Genomic DNA, 18,889 nt, shown 5'->3' on the forward strand with positions numbered 1-18,889 from the left:
AGACGGTAGCTGTAAGCTCGAGCCGCGCCATCCCTGGCGCGGACGCTTTACACTTCTATTCCATTACTACCGTTTTCGTTTCTTAAACCGGTCTGCCAAAAGGCAGGCACAGTGTTACCACCACCTTCTCATTCACATACTATATCCGCTTTACAAACTACGTCCGCAGCCCACGTCCGCGCTCAATCAGCCACCAGACCAGCAGATAAAACACCACGATAAAGGCAATCAGCACTGACATCGTAAACAGCAGCGGCACATCCTGAATCCCGAGGAAACCGTAACGGAAGCCGCTGATCATGTACACCACCGGGTTCAGTTTAGACACCGTCTGCCAGAACGGTGGCAGCAGTGTCAGCGAGTAAAATACCCCGCCCAGATAGGTCAACGGCGTTAACACAAACGTCGGAATCAGGCTGATATCATCAAAGGTTTTCGCAAAAACCGCATTCAATAAGCCCGCTAGTGAGAACAGCATTGCCGTCAGCAATAGCGTCAAAACAATGACCCACCAGGCATGAACATGTAACGGCACGAAGAACAGCGACACCGCCGTCACCAGAATCCCCACGCACAGACCGCGTGCGATACCACCGCCAACATAACCCGCGATAATCACATGGGTCGGCACGGGCGCAACCAGCAGCTCTTCAATATTGCGTTGGAACTTGGCGCTGAAGAAGGAAGAGGCTACGTTGGCATACGCGTTGGTGATCACCGCCATCATGATCAACCCCGGCACGATAAACTGCATGTAGGTAAAACCGTGCATTTCGCCGATACGCGAGCCAATCAGGTTACCGAAAATAATAAAATACAGCGTCATGGTGATCACTGGCGGCACCAGCGTCTGAATCCAGATCCGCCCAAATCGAGTGACTTCTTTCACCCAGATACTCTGTAGCGCCACCCAATACAAATGCATCATGCCTTTTCTCCCTTACCGCCTGTCCCATTTACCAGCGTGACAAACAGCTCTTCCAACCGGTTCGCTTTATTACGCATACTTAATATCGTTATCCCCTGCGCGTTGAGCTGACTGAATAACGCATTCAGGCCTTGCTCGCGCATCACATCGACTTCCAGCGTTGACGTGTCCGTCAGACGGAAGGTGTAGCCTTCCAGCTGCGGCAGCGGGCTTTTCGCCGCCAGATCGAAAATAAACGTTTCTGATTTCAACTTGCCAAGCAGCTGCTTCATTGAGGTATTTTCCACCAGCTCTCCGCGCTGGATGATCCCGATGTTGCGGCATAGCATTTCCGCTTCTTCCAGATAGTGCGTCGTCAGAATAATCGTCGTACCTTGCGCGTTCAGCTCTTTCAAGAAGCCCCACATGGAACGACGTAATTCGATATCCACACCCGCCGTCGGTTCATCAAGAATCAGCAGTTTAGGCTCATGCATTAACGCACGCGCAATCATCAGGCGACGCTTCATCCCACCGGACAACATCATCGCCTTTTCGCTGCGCTTCTCCCATAAATCCAGCTGTTTCAGGTATTTTTCCGCACGCAACAAGGCATCCTGACGTTTCACGCCATAGTAGCCCGCCTGGTTAACCACAATCTGTAATACCGTTTCGAAGGGGTTGAAGTTAAATTCCTGCGGAACCAACCCCAGTTGGCGCTTCGCATTCACTTTATCCAGCTCAAGGTCATAGCCGAAGACGCGAACGTTACCGGCGGTTTTATTCACTAACGAGCTGATAATCCCAATCGTGGTGGATTTTCCCGCGCCATTTGGCCCCAGTAGCGCATAGAAATCCCCGGCTTCCACGTTCAGGTCGATCCCTCGTAACGCCTTGACGCCTCCCGGATAGGTTTTGGTTAATTGCGCCAGTTCCAGTGCATATGTCATAAGAAATGGATTGCCTTATTATCAGTGAGTTCTACAGATTCAAAGTTATGATGGAGATAAACTATCGTTTTTCAAACGACGCATGTTGCCTTATATTACTCTCCACTGCCCCTTGTTTGTTACAGGTCATTTACTTTCATGAAAGAAATTGAAACGCTCATCGCGAACAACCAACTTTGGTCTAAAACGATGGTGGAAGAGGATCCTGGCTATTTTGAACGCCTGGCGCAGGCACAACGACCCCGTTTTCTATGGATTGGATGCTCGGACAGTCGCGTACCTGCGGAAAGTCTGACCAGCCTTGAGCCTGGTGAACTGTTTGTTCACCGCAATGTCGCCAATCTGGTTATTCACACCGACCTCAACTGCCTGTCTGTCGTGCAATATGCCGTCGAAGTTCTCGAAGTCGAACACATCATCATTTGCGGCCACTACGGCTGCGGTGGTGTTCAGGCTGCGGTGGAAAACCCGGAACTGGGTTTGATTAACAACTGGCTGCTGCATATCCGTGATTTGTGGTACAAGCATAGCTCTCTGCTGGGGGAATTACCTCCCGAACAGCGTCTGAACACGCTTTGTGAAATCAACGTTGTCGAGCAGGTGTATAACCTCGGACACTCCACCATCATGCAGTCCGCATGGAAGCGTGGGCAGAAAGTCACGATCCACGGTTGGGTGTACGGCATTCAGGATGGCCGTCTGCGCGATCTGGAAGTGACGGCGACCAACCGGGAGACGCTGGAACAGCGTTATCGCCGCGCGATTTCCTCTCTGCCCTGATTTACTGCCTGACGCCCACTCGCTGGGCGTCGCTCACGGCATTGGCTTTATCTCGTCATTATTCCTGCGGAACAACCTTGCCGACGTAAGGTAAGTGGCGATAATGTTGGGCATAGTCGATGCCGTAACCCACAACGAACTCATCAGGAATAGAGAACCCCACCCACTCGACTTTCACCGCAACTTCACGGCGCTCCGGTTTGTCCAGCAACGTACAAATTGCCAGCGATTTCGGCTCACGCAGTTGCAGAATTTCCCGTACTCTGCTCAACGTATTACCTGAATCGATGATGTCTTCGACGATCAACACGTCTTTACCGCGAATATCTTCATCCAAATCTTTCAGGATCTTCACATCGCGCGTACTGTTCATACCGCTGCCATAGCTGGATGTCGTCATGAAGTCCACTTCGTGAGGAACGTCGATCGCCCGACATAAATCGGCCATAAAGATAAACGATCCACGTAATAGCCCCACCAGCACCATATCGCTGCCGCTATCACGGTAGTGTTCGCTGATCTGTTGCCCCAGTTCGGTAACCCGCGCCATCACTTCCTGCTCAGAAATCATGACTTCCACGGTATGTTTCATCATACTGATAACTCTTTGAAGTAAGGTATTCAGCACCATCGGTAAATGACAGACTCATTATCGATGATGCGCCAACGCTGATGTTTAAACACACAAACGTTTACATCAGTCTGGGCAATGCCCAGGCGCGCGAAGTATATCAGAAACCAGACCATGAAGGAGACATCATGAGCACGTCATCAGTGGATGTTTGCTACAAAGTGAATGCGCCGCTGGCGGTGGATTACTACCCGAAATTAGGGTTTGAAAAGCACAGTAACACGTGGCTCATGCCAGCGGCAGACCTGCACGAGGCGTAATCATGGCTTTTCAGGGCCGTCAACCGGGGTGCTGACGGCGGGTAAAGCCGGATACAAGACTGGCGGATCCGTCTTAATGCTTAACCGTATCTGCTGCCCCGGTTCAAACCAGTTGCCGGTCTGCACCAACAGCATCAGTTCCCCCAGCTTCACCCGATACAAGTTTGACGTGCCCATAAACAGCCGATCTTCGATTGACGCCGGACCGTCAGGGTCAAGCGCCAGTGCGATATCAGCTGGGCGCACCATCCAGTCGCATTGTGAATCCATCGGCTGATTGAGTGGATGGGTCGCCTGATGATCGCCCAATGGGCTTTGCCATTGGTGGTCGCTCATAATTTTCACAGGTAAATAGTTCGTATTCCCCATGAAATCAGCCACAAAACGGCTATTCGGACGATGGTACAGATCAGAGGGATAGCCCTGCTGCATAATTTTCCCTTCATCCAGCAGAATCAAGTGGTCAGCGCAGGCAAAGGCTTCCTCACGGCTGTGTGTAGCGAAAACCGCCGCAACATGACGCTGTTTGAGAAGCTGCCGCAATTCGGTGATCAGGCGATAGCGAGTTTGGCTGTCCAGACCAGGAAATGGCTCATCCAGCAACAGCAGTTTCGGCTCACAGGCCAGCGCGCGGGCTATCGCCAAACGCTGTTGCTGTTCATTCGATAGTTCGTGTGGATAACGCGCGGCAACCTCATCCAGTTGTAAAAGCGCCAGCATCTCCACACAGATTAGCTTTACCTCACTTTCAGGGCGGCCATATAACCCAAACGCAATGTTGCCTTCCACCGTCAGATGCGGAAAAAGTGCATAGTCCTGAAAAATCAGGCCAACCTGGCGCAGCTCAGGCAAAACATACGCTTGCGGCGAACTGACGGGCTCACCTTCCAACAAGACCTTACCCTGAGTAATCGGCAGCAGGCCAGCTATCACCTGCAATAACGCCGTTTTACCGCAGCCGTTTTTACCCAGCAGGCAGATCGTCTCATCGCCACGTACGGTAAATGAAATATTCTCCAACACGGGAGACTGCTGCAACGTACAACTGACTGCCTGAACGCTCAGAATATCTATCGACGCGGCCATGTGATTATCCTTTTATATTCAGTGCACGATTCAGCCAGAAAACAGGGATCAGCCCCACCGCCACCAGCACCAGCGCAGGAAAGGCAAATGATGCAATCTGCTCATCCGCCGCAAAGCGGAAAACATAGGTTGCCAACGTATCAATCCCGAAAGGGCGCAGCAGCAGTGAGACGTTCAGCTCTTTCATACTTTCCGTAAAAATCAGCAACACCCCGATAAAAAGGCTGCGACGCAACAGCGGAATATGCACGCGTGACCAACGGCTGAGGGGGGAAGCCCCTAGCACAAGGCTCGCACTGTCCAGTGAGCGTGGAATGGCCTCCATGCTGCGCTCAAGGCTGTCCAGCATCAGACGCCCGAATTTAACGCTATAGGCGAGGATAAGAATAAACAGCGAGCCCGCCAGCAAAACTTCCGCGGGAGGTAACCCCGCCGCATTGGCAAACAGATTAATTCCGCTGTCCACCAGCGACAATAAAGTAAACAGTCCGACGGCCAGTACCGCGCCGGGCAAGGCAAAACTCAGGCTGACCAGCCGAACCGGCGTCTGATTGGCAAATATCCCAGCCGTGCGCGTGTAGAAAATAAACGACAGCGCTATCAGCGTAATGATGATCGTCGCGGTGGCTGACGCCAACAGGCTATTCATTACCGCCTGGAGGAACGCCATATCCCATACGGACATTATGTGCTGGAGAGCCAGAAAGAGCAGATACAGCACCGGGAACAAGAATGACAGACAAACGATTCCCCAACAGTAGCCACGCACTACCTTGCTGCGCCACCCATTCAACTCGGGCGGTACTACTGGGGAAGTCATAGCATGTGCCTGATAAATTCGTTGCTTCCGACGCCAGACATTAACCAGAAACATCAAGAGAAAGATTGCTGGCAGAATCAACACACCAAGACGTGCAGCCGCGCCTAAATCGCCTTGCTTCTGCCAGATATCCAGCACCTGTGTCGTCATGGTGGGAATACCAAGGTAAGACGCGGCGCCATAATCCCCCAGCGTCTCCACAACCACCAGCGCGCCCCCACAGGCGATCGCAGGCAGCGCAAGAGGCAAACATAAGCGGCGCAAAACCTGGGAACGCGATTGATTCAGTAAACGAGCAGAGTGAATCAAGCTGGCCGGCTGTTTCACCAGCGCTTCACGCACCAGCAGATAAATGTAGGGATACAACACCAGCGCCAGTATCAGGCTTACGCAACCCAGTGAAACAGGTAGCCCAGCAACGTGTGATGTTACCCATGATGAGACTATCGACAGCCCCCCTTCTTGCAACAACAGCGAAAAGTGCCGTAATACATCGGTATAAAGATAGGCAAGCAGGAAGGCAGGCATTGCAAGCGGCAGGCAAAGCGCCCATTGCAACGCTCGATGGCCGGGAAAGCGGTACATGGCGATAAACCAAGCCGAAGGCAACCCAAACAGTAAGCTAAAGAAAAGCGTACCCAGCACGATAACCGCTGAATGTATCAGGTAGGTGGGTAACCCAATGTGCCATAGTTGGGCGAATCCCATCCCATCGGCAAAAAAAGCCTGATAAAAAACCGTTGCTAAAGGAAGCAGCAACAGTCCCGCCAACAACCAACTACTGACGCGCCAGACACCGGAGATCATAGAATCAAAACTGTATTGGATGAGATCGCTGTTATTAATAACAGAGCCTGACGGCGGCGTCATCGTATCAAACAGCGATAAATGCACTTTAATCTTGCGATTAATACGAGGTGATTTTGATCACCGAACGGCAATAAAATAAAAAATAGCGATTTCAATGTATTACACTTCTCATTTCCCCGCGTCTTCCACCGCTATTTTTTATCGCAATCAGAGGTTTCCCATAAGAAAACTTGGAACCTCATGGGATATCTGTGATAACGTCATCTGACAACATTTGGAACAGGTTCAACCATGAAAAACTCTGCGCTGGCTCTGCTCCTGCTAAGCCTGATGAGCTTCTCTTCCGCCAGCAAGGCGCTGAATGAATTTGAAGCGGAAGATCTGGCCGATCTGACCGCGATCTTTGTTTATTTGAAAAACCACTGTGGCTATCAGGATCTGCCGAATGAGCAGATTCGTCGGACGCTGGTCGCCTTTGCTCAGCAGAACCGCTGGGATCTCAGCAATTACAGCGCCTACGACATGACCGCGATGGGCGAAGACAGCTATCGCGACCTGAGCAAAATCGCTATCCCGACCCCGAAAAAATGCCAGTCTCTGGCACGTAATTCGCTCGGTTTACTTTCCTACGCGCAGTAACGCCTTTCCCCCTCCTCCGCGCTGACTGAAATTTGACCGTGCATGCGGCAAAAGAGTCGGCTATGATAGCGCGCCAATTTTCATGGCTGTTATCGCGGAGGAAGCCCTAACATGTCCCAGAAAGAAATTTGGTATGAAACCCTACATGCCAACTTTGGCCAGTATTTTTCGGTTGATCGCGTGTTGTATCACGAGAAGACCGATCATCAAGATCTCATCATTTTTGAAAACGACGCATTAGGCCGTGTAATGGCGCTCGACGGCGTGGTGCAAACCACCGAGCGCGATGAATTCATCTATCACGAAATGCTCACCCATGTCCCCCTTCTGTCACACGGCAACGCCAAACGCGTCCTGATTATCGGTGGCGGCGATGGCGGTATGCTACGGGAAGTCAGCCGACATCATGGCGTCGAACAGATCACGATGGTGGAGATCGATGCAGGCGTAGTGGAATTCTGTCGCCAGTATTTGCCCAATCACAGCGCTGGTAGCTATGACGACCCGCGTTTTAATCTGGTGATTGATGACGGCGTGAATTTCGTCCGCCAGTGCAGCGACAAGTTTGACGTCATCATTTCCGATTGTACCGACCCCATCGGCCCCGGCGAAAGCCTGTTCACCTCTGATTTCTATCAGGGTTGCGCCCGCTGCCTGAATGAAGGCGGAATTTTCGTCGCACAGAATGGCGTATGCTTCCTGCAACAGGATGAAGCCGTCGGTAGCCATAAAAAACTCAGCCACTATTTCAGTGATGTCAGCTTTTATCAGGCGGCGATCCCGACGTATTACGGCGGCATTATGACGTTCGCCTGGGCCAGCAATAACCCGGCACTGCGTCAGATAGACGCCGCCACGGTGCACCAGCGTTTTGCTCAATCCGGCATCACCTGTCGCTATTACACGCCTGATGTTCATATCGGCAGTTTTGCCCTGCCACAGTACCTGTTAAGCGCGCTACAGAAAGCGCAATAATCCATCACTTAGGGTGATCACATAACCACAAGGGGGTGACGTAAATTGCACAAGCTGAAACTACACGGCTTTAACAACCTGACGAAAAGCCTGAGTTTTTGTATCTACGATATCTGTTACACCAAAACGGCCGACGATCGTGACGGTTATATCGCCTACATCGACGAACAATATAATGCTAACCGTTTAACAGAAATCCTCACTGAAACCTGCTCAATTATCGGTGCCAACATCCTTAACATCGCACGTCAGGACTATGAACCACAAGGTGCCAGCGTGACCATTCTGGTCAGTGAAGAACCCATCGATCCACGAGATGTCGATACCTCTGAACACCCTGGACCACTTCCCAATTCCGTTGTTGCGCATCTGGATAAAAGCCACATCTGTGTTCATACCTATCCAGAAAGCCACCCAGAAGGCGGGCTTTGCACCTTCCGCGCAGACATCGAAGTCTCGACTTGTGGCGTGATTTCACCGCTGAAAGCGTTGAACTACCTCATCCACCAATTGGAATCAGATATTGTGACCATCGATTATCGCGTGCGGGGATTTACCCGTGATGTCAATGGCATAAAACATTTCATCGACCATCAAATTAATTCGATTCAGAACTTCATGTCCGAGGATATGAAAGCGCTCTACCATATGATGGACGTGAACGTGTATCAGGAAAATATCTTCCATACCAAGATGTTATTGAAAGATTTCGACCTGAAACACTATCTGTTCAACGTCAGCCCTGAAGAACTCAGCGCTGCCGAGCGAAAAAGAATCACCGACCTGCTGTATCACGAAATGCAGGAAATCTATTACGGTAGAAATCTGCCGGTAATGTAATCGATACCTCTCCCTTCACAGGGTTGTCTCTTAGTTACATTTTTATGCCGACTAAGAGACGGTTTCGTGCGCGATGGTGTCATCATTTTCATGCTACCCCGTAGCTCGCGCCCGACGCAGGGGCGCTCAATCGCCGCCCCCCTGCGAACCCAGGCTTCCGGCTAAATTATGCCGCTACGCGGGCCATCGGTGTTCATGACCACTCTTCGAGCCGCCAGTGACGCGTTCCCGACGCGGCACTGGCTTTCGCGGCCTCCATGCCGCTCACTCGGTGTTCATGCCCACCGCTGCATAATTTTTACGCCGGATAAGGACAAAACCCATGATGACTCCTTGTATTTATTTACAAGGTACAGCACCTGAGGAAGATTGAGGTGTAGTGAGTTCATCTATTTTTCATTTCTTCGCACACTATTTCGTCAAAAATGATGCGCGCCACATTTATTTATTTCTGCATTTTTTACTTGCATTCTCTACCAGCCTTGCTGCATCAGGGTTCGTGTCAATTGGTATAAGACCAACCAAAAATCATATATCTTGTGTGGTTGATATTTAAAACACCCACATTTAGTATTCTTTGTGTGGCGCTCGCGTAACACGTCGCTACCCAGTGGATCGGTTCGGGTGCATATACCCTGAGGATAGCCGCTCCGACATACTTCTTTCACGCCAAAGGGTAAATACGAATCATGCGTATTACTATTTTCACTAAACCAGATTGTGTTCAATGCAACGCCACATGTCGTGCGCTGGATAAGCAAGGAATTCACTATCAACTGGTGGACTTAACTGAAGATGAACAGGCGTTACAGCAGGTAAGAGCGTTGGGCTATCAGCAGGTGCCCGTCGTGATGACGGCCGACGATCATTGGAGCGGCTTTCGCCCGGATAAGATCAGTTCTCTGAACGCCGCCCTGCAATTGCAGTAAGGGGGCAATATGAACCCGCTGGTCTACTTCTCCAGCCAGTCGGAAAACACGCATCGCTTCATTTCAAGGGTGGGCTCACCCGCCCTGAGAATCCCGATAGCGACAGAACAGCCTGCATTGAAAGTTGATCGCCCCTATATCTTGGTTGTCCCCAGCTATGGCGGAGGCAGCACGAAAGGGGCTGTGCCGCGTCAGGTCATCATCTTTCTCAACGATCCGCACAATCGCGCTTACTTGCGCGGCGTGATTGCCGCAGGCAATACCAATTTCGGTGCAGCGTACTGCATCGCCGGTGACATCATTGCGCAGAAATGTCAGGTGCCTTACCTGTACCGCTTTGAATTGCTCGGCACGGCAGAAGACGTTGCAAACGTGCGTAAGGGAGTAACTGAATTTTGGCAACAACAGACCACGTGAGTGCAAAGGCAACCAAGGCCGACGCAGATGCCCACTCGCTCGATTACCATACACTCGACTACCATGCGCTGAACGCGATGCTCAACCTCTACGACGCAGAGGGGAATATCCAGTTCGATATGGATAAGCTCGCGGCACGCCGTTATTTCCTACAGCATGTAAACCAGAACACCGTGTTCTTCCACAACCTGGAAGAAAAGCTGCGTTATCTGGTGGAAGAAGGCTACTACGAAGCAGACGTGCTGGATCAATATCAGTTCGATTTCATCAAAAGCCTTTTTCAGCAGGCTTACGCTCACAAATTCCGCTTTCAAACCTTCCTGGGTGCGTTCAAATACTACACCGGCTATACGCTGAAAACCTTTGACGGCAAGCGCTATCTGGAGCGCTATGAAGATCGCGTCTGCCTCGTGGCATTGACCCTCGCCAAAGGGGACACCGCACTGGCTAGCGCGCTGGTCGATGAAATCATCAGTGGACGCTTCCAGCCCGCGACCCCCACGTTCCTCAACTGCGGAAAAAAGCAGCGCGGCGAACTGGTCTCCTGCTTCCTGCTGCGCATTGAAGACAATATGGAGTCGATTGGCCGAGCGGTTAATTCCGCGCTTCAGCTCTCAAAACGTGGCGGCGGCGTGGCTTTCATGCTCAGTAACATCCGCGAAACCGGTGCGCCGATCAAACGTATCGAAAACCAGTCGTCCGGCATTATCCCGATCATGAAAATGCTGGAAGATGCCTTCTCCTACGCTAACCAGCTTGGAGCGCGTCAGGGGGCAGGTGCAGTGTACCTGCATGCACATCACCCAGATATTCTGCGTTTTCTGGATACCAAGCGGGAAAATGCCGATGAGAAAATTCGCATCAAGACGCTGTCTTTGGGGGTGGTCATCCCCGATATCACGTTCCAGTTGGCGAAAAATAATCAGGTGATGTACCTGTTCTCGCCTTATGACATCGAGCAGGTTTATGGCGTGCCGCTGTCGGAAATTAGCGTCACCGAGAAATATCACGAGATGGTGAACGACAAGCGCATCCGCAAATCCCAAATTAAGGCGCGCGAATTCTTCCAGATCCTCGCCGAAATCCAGTTCGAGTCCGGCTATCCCTACATGATGTTTGAGGATACCGTGAATCGCGCAAACCCGATTCACGGCCGCATCAATATGAGTAATCTGTGCTCTGAAATTTTGCAGGTCAACGACGCCAGCCTGTACGACGACGATCTTGGCTATCGCCACATTGGCAAGGACATTTCCTGTAACCTCGGCTCGATGAATATTGCCAACGCAATGGCCTCGCCCGATTTCGGCCAGACGGTTGAAATGGCGATCCGCGCGCTGACTGCCGTTTCCGATATGAGCCACATCCGTTCCGTACCGTCCATTGAGAAAGGCAACGACGAGTCACATGCGATTGGCTTAGGCCAGATGAACCTGCACGGCTATCTGGCGAAAGAACGTATCTTTTACGGTACAGAAGAAGCTGTCGATTTCACCAATATCTATTTCTACACCGTCGCTTTCCACGCGATTCGGGCATCGAATGCGTTAGCAATGGAGCGAAATCAGCGCTTCTCTGGCTTCGAACACTCCAAATACGCCACGGGCGAGTATTTTGATAAATACATTGAACAGCGTTGGGAACCTACAACGGCACGCGCCCGTGAACTGTTTGAACTGGCTGACATCGACATTCCCACTCAACAGGACTGGGCAGCGCTGCGCGAATCCGTGATGGCACACGGCATTTATAACCAGAACTTGCAGGCCGTGCCACCGACCGGTTCAATTTCGTATATCAACCACTCGACGTCCAGTATTCACCCGATTGTGTCACGCATCGAAATTCGTAAAGAGGGCAAGATCGGCCGCGTCTACTACCCTGCCCCGTATATGAACAATGACAATCTGGAGTATTACCAGGATGCCTATGAAATCGGGCCGCAGAAGATTATCGACACCTATGCCGCCGCCACGCAGCACGTCGATCAGGGACTGTCGCTGACGCTGTTTTTCCGTGATACCGCCACGACGCGTGACATGAATAAAGCGCAGATCTACGCCTGGACCAAAGGCATTAAGACTATTTACTACATTCGCATACGGCAGATGGCGCTGGAAGGCACCGAAGTTCAGGGCTGTGTGTCCTGTGCGCTATAAGCCATCGCGGAAGGAAATCGAAGCATGACCGCACTCTCTCGCGTCCAGGCGATTAACTGGAACAAAATTGAAGACGATAAAGATTTGGAAGTCTGGAACCGCCTGACCTCTAACTTCTGGCTACCAGAAAAGGTGCCACTGTCGAACGATATTCCGTCCTGGAGTACGTTGAATGCCCGCGAACGTCAGTTGACGATTCGCGTCTTCACTGGACTAACGCTGTTAGATACCATCCAAAATACGCTGGGCGCACCAACACTCATGCCCGATGCTTTGACGCCACATGAAGAAGCCGTGCTGTCTAACATCAGCTTTATGGAAGCGGTGCATGCCCGTTCATACAGCTCTATTTTCTCGACGCTGTGTCTGACCAGCGAAGTAGATGATGCCTATCGCTGGAGTGAAGAGAATCCGGTACTACAGAAGAAGTCCGACATTATTCTGTCGCACTACCGTAGTGACGATCCGCTGATGAAGAAAGTCGCTAGCGTGTTTCTGGAGTCATTCCTGTTCTATTCTGGATTCTACCTGCCGATGTACTGGTCAAGCCGCGCCAAGCTGACCAACACGGCGGATTTGATCCGACTCATCATCCGCGACGAAGCGGTACACGGCTACTATATCGGCTACAAATTCCAACGCGGGTTGGCGAAGGCCGATCCCGCTCGTCAGCAACAGGTGAAGAATTTCGCCTACGATCTGCTACAGGATTTGTACGACAATGAGGTGTTGTATACGCAGGAACTGTATGACGGCGTAGGCTGGACGGAAGATGTGAAAAAATTCCTTCACTACAACGCGAACAAAGCGCTGATGAATCTAGGCTATGAAGCGCTGTTCCCCGCCAGCATGACGGATGTGAATCCCGCAATTCTTTCGGCGCTATCGCCAAACGCGGATGAGAACCACGATTTCTTCTCTGGCTCGGGTTCATCTTATGTGATCGGTAAAGCCGTCAACACCGAAGACGAAGATTGGGATTTCTAAAAAAACGGCCGCTGTTTTTCAGGCGGCCGCATTTTTCTATAGCCGCTTATCTACAGTCTTTTTCGATAAACCCAGAAATGAAAAACCCCTGAATCATTGCTGATTCAGGGTCTTCATAATAAGTGGCGGAACGGACGGGGCTCGAACCCGCGACCCCCTGCGTGACAGGCAGGTATTCTAACCAACTGAACTACCGCTCCACTCATGCTCACTGAGCGGGATGAATACTAAGATGATGGCACTATTACGTCAATGCTTTTTATAACTAACCGTTTCTGTTTGCTTATAATTTCATCTTACTGATTATTCTCTCGCCCGTGGTGCGCGCGAGCGCTCTATTTCACTACATAAAGGTCAGCGCTCCGGCGATATTATTCAGCCCGCCACAGGCAGCTACCGCCTTTTTTCGCAATTAAATCCAGACGCTGTTCATGTGCTAACAGTTCAGCCTCATCTGCATAAAGCACCTTTAACGCCGATTGAGGACGAACAATTCTCTGGATCGTTTCAGTATTCTCATTCTTCTGCTGCGTCTCACCTTCCATCGAGAAAGTCAGAGACGTCTGGCCACCGGTCATCGCCAGATAAACTTCCGCCAGAATCTCGGCATCGAGCAATGCGCCGTGCAGCGTGCGCTTGCTGTTATCTATCTGATAGCGATCGCAGAGCGCATCCAAACTGTTGCGCTTACCGGGAAAGATCTTCCGCGCCATAAGCAGGCTATCGGTGATCTTACAAAACGACTCAGTCTTGGGAAGATCTCGGTTTAGCAACCGAAATTCGTAGTCCATAAAACCGATATCAAACGTCGCGTTATGGATGACCAGTTCCGCGCCACGGATAAAATCGAGAAAATCATCCACGATGTCTGCATATGTCGGTTTGTCGGCAAGAAACTCATCGCTGATACCGTGTACGTTATACGCTTCGGGATCGACTAAACGATCGGGTTTGATATAGACGTGAAAATGGCGGCCAGTCAGGCGGCGGTTAATCACTTCGACCGCACCGATCTCGATAATTTTATGCCCTTCGTAGTGAACGCCCAGCATATTCATACCGGTGGTTTCTGTATCCAGGACGATTTGTCGCGTAATTTCAGTGCTCATCGTTTTCGTTTATGTCAGACTTGCCGTTTTTACCATAAGGGAGAGTCTACCAGAGATGCGCAAACAGGTAGAAATTTTCACCGATGGATCTTGCCTCGGTAATCCCGGCCCCGGCGGTTATGGCGCCCTGCTGCGCTACAAGCAGCACGAAAAACCGTTAAGTGCAGGCTATCGTCTTACGACGAATAACAGAATGGAGTTGATGGCCGCTATTGCAGCGCTTGAAACGCTGACGACCGAGTGTGATGTGGTACTCTGCACTGATAGCCAATATGTTCGTCAAGGGATCACCAGTTGGATTCATAACTGGAAAAAGCGAGGTTGGAAAACCGCCGACAAAAAACAGGTCAAAAACGTCGACCTTTGGCAAAGGCTGGATACCGCGATTCAACGCCATTCCGTACGCTGGGAATGGGTAAAAGGACACGCAGGGCACCCTGAAAATGAGCGCTGTGATGAACTCGCTCGCGCCGCCGCAAGTGCGCCAACGCTTGATGACACGGGTTATCAGGCTGAGTAAATCACCGTAGGCGTCCACCTCATCTCCGATATATCTTTGTTGCGCCCACCGTGCGGCGCACAGATGCTTTACGCAACCGTGTCCTCATCGGCGTAAACGTCAGTGGAATCGTGCGCTTTCGGGCAATAATCAGCGTCAGGCACCCTAGTATCGGAATATGTTTATTCAGCTTCCCTTTATTTCTTCGCCATGGCGTAACATGAAAATGCGTCTGATGAATAACCTCATAGTTCAAGAGCCCCAGCCAGTCCGTGATACGCATTTGAGTAAACATGCGGCTGCAATAGGGATGCTTTCTATTGAGTCTGGGGATCAGTTTACCCAGGCCAACCAGACTGATCGGATTAAACGTGCTCAGGATTAACCAACCATCGTCGACCAAAACACGATCAACTTCGCGCAAAACACGATGCGGATCAGATGAATAAGATAGTGTTTGAGCGAGCAGACAGGCATCGATCGACTTTTCAGAGAAAGGTAATTGATGAGCATCAGCCACGACCTGAAGATTATCACCGAGTGGTGCCACGTTAACCTGATGCGCAATCGCGCACTCCGTGATGTGGATTTCCGCACTCAGCGCCCCGACCTTGATAAGATGGAAGCCAAAGAGTTTTGGCCACCATGGCAATAAAGCTAACTCCAGCGACTCGCGATAAAACTGCCCGCAGGTGATATCATCCCATGAATCAGGTGCAACAATGGTCTGAGGGATTTGTGCCGATTTCATCTTCTGTTCTTGTCCTCAGGCTACTCGCAAAAAGAGGTGATGAATGAATCTTATCAGTATCCCCGCACTTCAGGACAACTACATTTGGCTATTGAGCAATAAAGAAAACCACTGCGTAATCGTCGATCCTGGTGAAGCGCCCCCAGTGCTTAAAGCGCTCGATCAACATGCACTTTTTCCTGAAGCCATCTTACTCACTCACCACCATAACGACCATGTAGGGGGCGTCAGTGAACTCCTCAGGCGTTACCCTAATCTTCCTGTTTTTGGCCCAAAAGAAACCGCTAAATGTGGCACAACCTGCCTGGTTGAGGAAGGAAATACCGTCTCTTTGTTAAATTCGGAATTTTCTGTAATTGAGGTTCCAGGACACACATCTGGTCATATTGCCTACTATAATGTGCCATTTTTGTTCTGTGGCGATACACTATTTTCAGCGGGATGCGGTCGTATTTTTGAAGGCACACCGAGACAAATGTATGAATCAATTCAGAAAATAGCAGCTTTTCCTGATGACACGGTAGTGTGCTGTGCGCATGAATACACGCTATTAAACTTAAGGTTTTCTAATACTATATGGCCTGAAGATCAGAGTATTGAAGCTTATCTCCATGAAATCAGTCAGATACGAGAAAAATTGCAGTCTAGCTTACCAACAACATTAGGACTGGAGAGAAGAATCAACCTATTTCTTCGCTGCCATGAATTTGATTTAAAAAGAAAATTATCAAAAGAACCTGAAAATATAGAGAATTGGCAAGTTTTTGAGATGCTACGCAGCAAGAAAGACTACTTCTGAAGGTTTAGGTTGTGCTATTCCTCTAATCAAAGTATCCTTGCTCGTCTTTTAAGCAAACTATTGACCAACATATGAAGGCTAAAGCGATAATCATCGCCTCAGTCTTGCTGTCGGGTTGTCAGGTTTCACCATATGACACCTCGCAACCCAAGCAGCATGCACAGAGTTTGTCTTCGGCAAGTCAAAGTGAAGCAGGAAAGTACACAGATGGTCGAGAGGCCTCAGCGCGATGGTTAGATGACGATAGCCTTGTGCAACGAGATCTGTGGAACTTCATTGGCGACGAGCTGAAGATGGAGGTTCCGGATAACGCCCGGATCCGCGAGCAAAAAACGCGTTATTTGAAAAATAAGAGCTATCTCCACGATGTAACATTACGGGCAGAGCCGTACATGTACTGGATAGTCGAGCAGATTAAGCAACGTAAAATGCCGATGGAACTGGTACTGCTACCCATAGTGGAGAGCGCTTTTGATCCAAGTGCCACATCATCCGCCAATGCCGCTGGGCTATGGCAGATTATCCCTGGTACTGGACGTAATTATGGTTTGAAACAGAACCAGTGGTACGACGGACGTCGCGACGTGATTGCGTCTACGACGGCTGCACTGGATATGATGCAGCGGCTCAACACCATGTTTGATGGCGATTGGTTATTAACCGTTGCTGCTTATAACAGTGGTGAAGGTCGTGTCATGCAGGCCATGAAAGCGAATAAAGCGAAAGGGAAATCAACCAGCTTCTGGGCGCTGGCGTTACCGCGTGAAACGTCAATTTACGTTCCTAAGATGCTGGCCTTGAGCGATATTCTGAAAAACAGTAAGAAGTACGGCGTGAGTCTGCCGCAACCCAATGAAAGCCGCGCATTAGCAAAGGTTGAGTTGGGACAGCAGATAGAATTGACACAAGCCGCAGAGATGGCCGGTCTGTCGCTGAATAAGCTGAAGAGCTATAACTCAGGCTATAAACGTAATGTTACCGCACCCAATGGGCCACATTACATTATGGTTCCTAAAGCTCACGTTGAGCAGTTGAAAGATTCACTGGCTGATGGTGACATCGCAGCGATTCAACCAACACGCTTGGCACAAACACAGGCAACGCCAGCATCACAGCAGTATAAGGTACGTTCAGGTGATACCTTATCGGCAATTGCGGCACGGCTTAATGTCAGCACAAAAGATTTGCAGAGCTGGAACAATCTGCGTAGTGCTGGTGCGCTCAAGGTTGGTCAGACCCTGCAAGTTGCTAAAGCGTCAGGCAATAGCAGCTCTATCACCTATCAAGTTCGGAAAGGTGATTCGTTGGCAAGCATTGCTAAACGCCATGGTGTAAATATCGCTGATGTGATGCGCTGGAATACGGTTATCAACAAGAATGCCAACATCCAGCCAGGCGATCGTCTGACGCTTTATGTGAGCAGCAATATAAAGCCTGATTCTTAACGTCATATCTGAATCAGTAACAAGAAACAGCCTTCCTATAAATGTAGAGGGCTGTTTTTTTTATGGCGATTAAACCAAGCTAAATTCGACGAGCAGTGGGTTGTGATCTGAAGCTTGGGTCACCAAGACGGAAGACTGGTTTACGACCAGTTCACGATAAAAGACGAAATCTAGCGGTCGACCAAACGCCTTGCGCCGCTGGTCATCAACGAAAGATACTTCCTGTAACCCCATCCTTGCCGCAAATCGGTTAAGTGCGTTAATACGCTGCTGACTCCACGCATTAAAATCTCCAGCCATAATAGCCGGCCCTTGATGATGGGCGAGTTGTTCCCCAATTGCAGCTAACTGCTTGGTATACACCTCAACACCAAAACTAAAGTTAACCGCATGGATATTGATAACCATCAGTTTCTGCCCATTCTGAAGCGCATAGACCGTCACCAGAGAGGACTTGGCCAAACGCAGCAAAGGCTCTCTTTCACGTAAAGGACAGCAATACACCGGCTGAGCCGCTGACAACGTCATCACACCAGATGGATGTTGTGGAAGAATAATCGCAGGCACTTGATCGGCGGAAAGGTAGTTACTGGTTGCAAAACGGATGAGATCTGGTGTACTTTGCGCCTCCTGCAACAGAACTAGTTGAGTATCCTTACCGAAATTTTGTAGGACAGAAAGCCAATTCGTTCGTTGTTGCTTGAAAATATTCCACACCATTACGCGTAAAATATCGCCCTCCAGCAACAATGAGCCTGTCGGTAGAGCTTGCCCCAGATAATGCATTTCCCGAGGAGGAAAGATACGTTCAACCGGTTGGCCGGCAACATACCTCATTGCATAGGTTTTTTTCCGCACACCTTACCCACTATCAATTTCAATGCACTAAATACCCTATCAAAAAAGAGCTCTCTTCTGTTATAAGAATTTTATCGCAGACTTGCAATGTACGATCGGTGATAGGGAAGGAAAAAATAATGGGCAAAACAGAAAGTAGAGGAAGATAGGAATCCATATAAAAATGCGAATGCCAAGATATGTAAAAAGCCCTAAGCGTTAACTTAGGGCTTTTTACATAATAAGTGGCGGAACGGAC

At 50.1% G+C, this 18,889-nt stretch carries 21 protein-coding genes and 1 tRNA gene; 12 read left to right on the top strand and 10 right to left on the bottom strand.

From position 1 onward, the window contains the following. Positions 1 to 157 precede the first annotated feature (157 nt). Together H0247_RS19435 and H0247_RS19440 are read right to left on the bottom strand one after the other, a co-directional pair. Positions 158 to 928, bottom strand: coding sequence for an ABC transporter permease (locus tag H0247_RS19435; protein ID WP_180743996.1), 771 nt, complete (start codon positions 926 to 928; stop codon positions 158 to 160). Next, positions 925 to 1,857 carry an ABC transporter ATP-binding protein gene (locus H0247_RS19440; protein WP_180743997.1) on the bottom strand — a complete coding sequence of 311 codons (933 nt, stop codon included), beginning with the start codon at positions 1,855 to 1,857 and terminating at the stop codon, positions 925 to 927. The genes H0247_RS19435 and H0247_RS19440 overlap by 4 nt, the downstream gene beginning before the upstream one ends. Before the next feature lie 138 nt (positions 1,858 to 1,995). On the opposite strand from H0247_RS19440, the gene can reads away from it, so the two are divergent. Then, entirely contained in the window at positions 1,996 to 2,637 is a 642-nt protein-coding gene (can, locus tag H0247_RS19445; RefSeq protein WP_010280785.1) for a carbonate dehydratase, read from the top strand. Between the two features lie 58 nt (positions 2,638 to 2,695). On the opposite strand, the gene hpt is transcribed toward can, so the two are convergent. Further along, on the bottom strand, positions 2,696 to 3,229 hold the full coding sequence (gene hpt, locus H0247_RS19450; protein WP_180744010.1) for a hypoxanthine phosphoribosyltransferase: 534 nt from the start codon (positions 3,227 to 3,229) through the stop codon (positions 2,696 to 2,698). Between the two features lie 167 nt (positions 3,230 to 3,396). Between hpt and H0247_RS19705 the strand changes: the two genes are divergently transcribed. Next, positions 3,397 to 3,528, top strand: a complete 132-nt coding sequence (locus tag H0247_RS19705) for a hypothetical protein (RefSeq protein WP_255434040.1) — start codon at positions 3,397 to 3,399, stop codon at positions 3,526 to 3,528. Here H0247_RS19705 and H0247_RS19455 read toward each other — a convergent pair whose 3' ends face one another. After that, positions 3,529 to 4,614: an ABC transporter ATP-binding protein gene (locus H0247_RS19455; protein ID WP_180743998.1), complete on the bottom strand. Its 1,086-nt coding sequence runs from the start codon at positions 4,612 to 4,614 to the stop codon at positions 3,529 to 3,531. It abuts the gene before it with no gap. A 4-nt stretch (positions 4,615 to 4,618) separates the two neighbouring features. Next, entirely contained in the window at positions 4,619 to 6,328 is a 1,710-nt protein-coding gene (locus H0247_RS19460; protein WP_370463386.1) for an ABC transporter permease, read from the bottom strand. Between the two features lie 207 nt (positions 6,329 to 6,535). Between H0247_RS19460 and H0247_RS19465 the strand changes: the two genes are divergently transcribed. The 7 genes from H0247_RS19465 to nrdF all read left to right on the top strand — a co-directional run bounded on the left by H0247_RS19465 (position 6,536) and on the right by nrdF (position 13,190). Next, positions 6,536 to 6,883 carry a YacC family pilotin-like protein gene (locus H0247_RS19465; RefSeq protein WP_010280797.1) on the top strand — a complete coding sequence of 116 codons (348 nt, stop codon included), beginning with the start codon at positions 6,536 to 6,538 and terminating at the stop codon, positions 6,881 to 6,883. Between the two features lie 111 nt (positions 6,884 to 6,994). Continuing rightward, positions 6,995 to 7,858, top strand: a complete 864-nt coding sequence (speE, locus tag H0247_RS19470; protein ID WP_180743999.1) for a polyamine aminopropyltransferase — start codon at positions 6,995 to 6,997, stop codon at positions 7,856 to 7,858. A 45-nt stretch (positions 7,859 to 7,903) separates the two neighbouring features. Then, positions 7,904 to 8,698: an adenosylmethionine decarboxylase gene (gene speD, locus H0247_RS19475; protein WP_180744000.1), complete on the top strand. Its 795-nt coding sequence runs from the start codon at positions 7,904 to 7,906 to the stop codon at positions 8,696 to 8,698. A 689-nt stretch (positions 8,699 to 9,387) separates the two neighbouring features. Continuing rightward, positions 9,388 to 9,627 carry a glutaredoxin-like protein NrdH gene (gene nrdH / locus H0247_RS19480; RefSeq protein WP_180744001.1) on the top strand — a complete coding sequence of 80 codons (240 nt, stop codon included), beginning with the start codon at positions 9,388 to 9,390 and terminating at the stop codon, positions 9,625 to 9,627. A gap of 9 nt (positions 9,628 to 9,636) precedes the next feature. After that, the gene (gene nrdI / locus H0247_RS19485) at positions 9,637 to 10,044 is read left to right on the top strand and encodes a class Ib ribonucleoside-diphosphate reductase assembly flavoprotein NrdI (RefSeq protein ID WP_180744002.1); all 408 of its coding nucleotides are present in this window, start codon (positions 9,637 to 9,639) and stop codon (positions 10,042 to 10,044) included. Further along, entirely contained in the window at positions 10,041 to 12,203 is a 2,163-nt protein-coding gene (gene nrdE / locus H0247_RS19490) for a class 1b ribonucleoside-diphosphate reductase subunit alpha (RefSeq protein ID WP_180744012.1), read from the top strand. The genes nrdI and nrdE overlap by 4 nt, the downstream gene beginning before the upstream one ends. Before the next feature lie 24 nt (positions 12,204 to 12,227). Then, positions 12,228 to 13,190: a class 1b ribonucleoside-diphosphate reductase subunit beta gene (gene nrdF, locus H0247_RS19495; RefSeq protein ID WP_180744003.1), complete on the top strand. Its 963-nt coding sequence runs from the start codon at positions 12,228 to 12,230 to the stop codon at positions 13,188 to 13,190. Positions 13,191 to 13,313: 123 nt separating this feature from the next. Here nrdF and H0247_RS19500 read toward each other — a convergent pair. Together H0247_RS19500 and dnaQ are read right to left on the bottom strand one after the other, a co-directional pair. Further along, positions 13,314 to 13,390 (bottom strand) — tRNA-Asp (locus tag H0247_RS19500). Between the two features lie 171 nt (positions 13,391 to 13,561). After that, on the bottom strand, positions 13,562 to 14,299 hold the full coding sequence (gene dnaQ / locus H0247_RS19505; RefSeq protein WP_180744004.1) for a DNA polymerase III subunit epsilon: 738 nt from the start codon (positions 14,297 to 14,299) through the stop codon (positions 13,562 to 13,564). Here dnaQ and rnhA point away from each other — a divergent pair. Next, a complete protein-coding gene (gene rnhA, locus H0247_RS19510) occupies positions 14,253 to 14,819 on the top strand; it encodes a ribonuclease HI (RefSeq protein ID WP_180744005.1) in 567 nt (188 codons plus the stop codon). The two genes, dnaQ and rnhA, sit on opposite strands and share 47 nt — an antisense overlap. A gap of 19 nt (positions 14,820 to 14,838) precedes the next feature. Here rnhA and H0247_RS19515 read toward each other — a convergent pair whose 3' ends face one another. Next, the gene (locus H0247_RS19515) at positions 14,839 to 15,549 is read right to left on the bottom strand and encodes a class I SAM-dependent methyltransferase (RefSeq protein WP_180744006.1); all 711 of its coding nucleotides are present in this window, start codon (positions 15,547 to 15,549) and stop codon (positions 14,839 to 14,841) included. A 43-nt stretch (positions 15,550 to 15,592) separates the two neighbouring features. On the opposite strand from H0247_RS19515, the gene gloB reads away from it, so the two are divergent. Next, the gene (gene gloB / locus H0247_RS19520; RefSeq protein ID WP_180744007.1) at positions 15,593 to 16,348 is read left to right on the top strand and encodes a hydroxyacylglutathione hydrolase; all 756 of its coding nucleotides are present in this window, start codon (positions 15,593 to 15,595) and stop codon (positions 16,346 to 16,348) included. A 71-nt stretch (positions 16,349 to 16,419) separates the two neighbouring features. Continuing rightward, the gene (mltD, locus tag H0247_RS19525; RefSeq protein ID WP_180744008.1) at positions 16,420 to 17,793 is read left to right on the top strand and encodes a murein transglycosylase D; all 1,374 of its coding nucleotides are present in this window, start codon (positions 16,420 to 16,422) and stop codon (positions 17,791 to 17,793) included. A gap of 69 nt (positions 17,794 to 17,862) precedes the next feature. Here the strand turns inward: mltD and H0247_RS19530 are convergent, their stop codons facing one another. Both H0247_RS19530 and H0247_RS19710 read right to left on the bottom strand, forming a co-directional pair. Beyond that, positions 17,863 to 18,651: an endonuclease/exonuclease/phosphatase family protein gene (locus tag H0247_RS19530; RefSeq protein WP_180744009.1), complete on the bottom strand. Its 789-nt coding sequence runs from the start codon at positions 18,649 to 18,651 to the stop codon at positions 17,863 to 17,865. 19 nt (positions 18,652 to 18,670) lie between these two features. Beyond that, positions 18,671 to 18,889, bottom strand: a 219-nt coding sequence (locus tag H0247_RS19710; RefSeq protein WP_219606825.1) for a hypothetical protein, incomplete at its 5' end; no start/stop codon positions are given.

The sequence above is a fragment of the Pectobacterium sp. CFBP8739 genome (genome assembly GCF_013449375.1).
Lineage (GTDB): Bacteria > Pseudomonadota > Gammaproteobacteria > Enterobacterales > Enterobacteriaceae > Pectobacterium.